The 2,273-nt window shown below is 66.5% G+C and carries 3 protein-coding genes; 2 read left to right on the forward strand and 1 reads right to left on the reverse strand.

Going from position 1 to position 2,273, the window contains the following annotated elements:
* The first annotated feature begins 111 nt into the window (after window positions 1-111).
* Together FM110_RS04710 and FM110_RS04715 are read left to right on the forward strand one after the other, a co-directional pair.
* Window positions 112-912 (forward strand): MurR/RpiR family transcriptional regulator, encoded by an 801-nt coding sequence (locus tag FM110_RS04710; RefSeq protein WP_087103143.1) that lies wholly within the window; start codon window positions 112-114, stop codon window positions 910-912.
* A complete protein-coding gene (locus FM110_RS04715) occupies window positions 912-1,772 on the forward strand; it encodes an EamA family transporter (RefSeq protein WP_087103145.1) in 861 nt (286 codons plus the stop codon). The genes FM110_RS04710 and FM110_RS04715 overlap by 1 nt, the downstream gene beginning before the upstream one ends.
* Before the next feature lie 24 nt (window positions 1,773-1,796).
* Here FM110_RS04715 and FM110_RS13720 read toward each other — a convergent pair whose 3' ends face one another.
* Window positions 1,797-2,117: a hotdog family protein gene (locus FM110_RS13720; RefSeq protein ID WP_327230433.1), complete on the reverse strand. Its 321-nt coding sequence runs from the start codon at window positions 2,115-2,117 to the stop codon at window positions 1,797-1,799.
* Window positions 2,118-2,273: the final 156 nt, after the last annotated feature.

The raw sequence follows: 2,273 nt of genomic DNA on the forward strand, positions 1-2,273 counted from the left end.
TCAACGGCAGGCTCGAGCACCTGCGCGGCTCGGCGCTGGGGTTCCGCAACCTGACCAACTACATCGCCAGATCCCTGCTCGAGACCGGCGGGTTCAGACCCCGACTACACCCTGGATTCGGATGAGCCGGCAAAGGTTGTCGACCTCGTGCTGGAGGACCCGTTGTTCGTGGGAAGGAGCACGACGGCGCAAGTCGCCGAGCGAGCAGGGGTCTCGGCACCAAGCGTGATCCGTGCCGCCCGCGCAATCGGTTTCTCGGGCTTCGCTGAACTGAAGCTGGAAATCGCCCGCGCTCGCGGAACAGCGGAGTTCTTCGCCCCGCCACACACGCTCACGAGCACCGATTCGACGCGCACGATCATCGACACGACAGCGCGCACAGGGATCGACGCGCTCACCGCCCTCAGCGGCGCGATCGACCCGGACGCTCTCGACCAGGCGGTCTCTGCGATCCGTGGCGCGGGGCAACTCCTCGCCTATGGTGCGGGCCCATCGGCGACGGTCGCGGCCGATGTCGTGTTCCGGCTGCGTTCGCTGGGCGTGCGGACATCGGGGGTCGTCGATCACGAGTCCGCGATGATCGCGGCACGCCTGCTCGACCCCGGCGACGTCGTCGTCGCCGCCAGCTCGACCGGTCGCACCGACATGACCGTCGCGATCGCCGACGCCGCCGCGACCGCCGACGCGACCGTCATCGCCATCACCAACCAGTACGGCACACCACTCACCGATGTCTCCGCCGTCGCACTCGTCGTGGGCGGCGCGCCGCTGACGACGCAGATGGCCGCTGCCGGGAGCCGGCTGGCACAGCTTGTCGTCGTCGACGCTCTCGCAGCTGCATTGGCACTGCGCGATCCCGACCGTGTCTCGCGCGCGGAACGGGCCGGGATCGACCTGCCCGACATCACCTGATGCCACCATTCACCGTTGCGATCGTCCTCGTCGCCGCAGTCGCCCACGCTGGCTGGAACCTCATATCGAAGTATAAGAAAGGCGACACGCTGCTGTTCGTGGGCGCCTACACGACCGCTTCCGCGATCCTGTGTCTCCCTCTCGCGATCGGTGCCGCCGTCTCCGGTTCGCAACCGATCACCTGGGCCCTGGTCGCCGCTGCGGCCGTGTCCGCCGCCCTGCACCTGACGTACTCGCTCACCCTGCAGGCGGGCTACGACCGAGCAGACCTCGGAGTCGTCTATCCGATCGCTCGCGGCGTCGGGCCGCTGCTCACCATCGTGATCGCTATCTTCCTGCTCGGAGAACGCCCCACGGCGCTGGCGATCATCGGAGCGCTCGTTATCCTCGCAGGCATCCTCGTCGTCACGGGCAACCCCTTCCAGAGAACGGGCAGCCGCCCCCTCCGCGGCATCGCATGGGGTACTACCACCGGAGCCACGATCGCCGCCTACACGCTGTGGGACGCGTTCGCGATCGCCTCCATCGGGCTCGCACCCGTCAGTTACTACGCCGGCACGCTCGTCGTCCAGGTCGTATTCCTGGCTCCAACCATCATCAGACGCCGCGCAGCGTTCGCGAACACCCTCCGCGTAAATCGCGCGCCTATCGCCGCGGTCGCAGTGCTGTCCCCGCTCGCGTACATCCTTGTGCTGACCGCAATGCAAACCTCACCCGTGGCACTCGTCGCGCCACTGCGGGAGGCATCCATCGTGATCGGCGCGCTCCTCGCCTGGCGTCTCTTCGGCGAAGGACACCTCGCCCGGCGTCTGATCGGCGCCGTGATCGTACTTGCCGGCATTGCCGGCATCAGCCTGTAGTCGCAATGCCAGACCAGGTACGACTCAGCGACTTTCTCCGTGTTTGATCGCCTTTTCGCCGCTCTCAGCACCCGGTGCTGCGGCCTGAGCTCCAACGTCGCGTCTCCAGCCTATGAGCGTGATTCGCGCGCGCTGCCGGATGTCGCCGTTCTGGTTCAGAGTTTGGTAGCCCACGGTGATCGATCCGCGACCGGGCCGGCTCTTCGACGGCGTGATCGTGTCGATTCGGGCAACAACCCCGAGTTCGTCATTCGGTCGTGTCGGGCTTGGCCACTCGATCTCCACGCCTTTGCCGATGATTCCTGTAGCCAAGGGCAAAGCCTGCGCGAGCAGTTTCATCGACAACGCAGCAGTATGCCATCCGCTCGCAGCGAGTCCTGCGAAGAAGCTGTCTCGGGCCGCCGTGGCAGAGAGATGGAATGTGGCTCTTCACAGATGAGGGTGTAGCTGTGGTGCGACCTGGGGCGGCGCGTCGGTGTCGGGGTGAGGGTCGAGGTCTTC

Origin of the sequence: Brachybacterium nesterenkovii (assembly GCF_900163655.1) — a bacterium.
Taxonomy (GTDB): domain Bacteria; phylum Actinomycetota; class Actinomycetes; order Actinomycetales; family Dermabacteraceae; genus Brachybacterium; species Brachybacterium nesterenkovii.

Bases quoted from the DNA above. Each gene is read 5' to 3' on its own strand.
- FM110_RS04715 (WP_087103145.1), top strand. From the start codon at position 912: ATGCCACCATTCACCGTTGCGATCGTCCTCGTCGCCGCAGTCGCCCAC.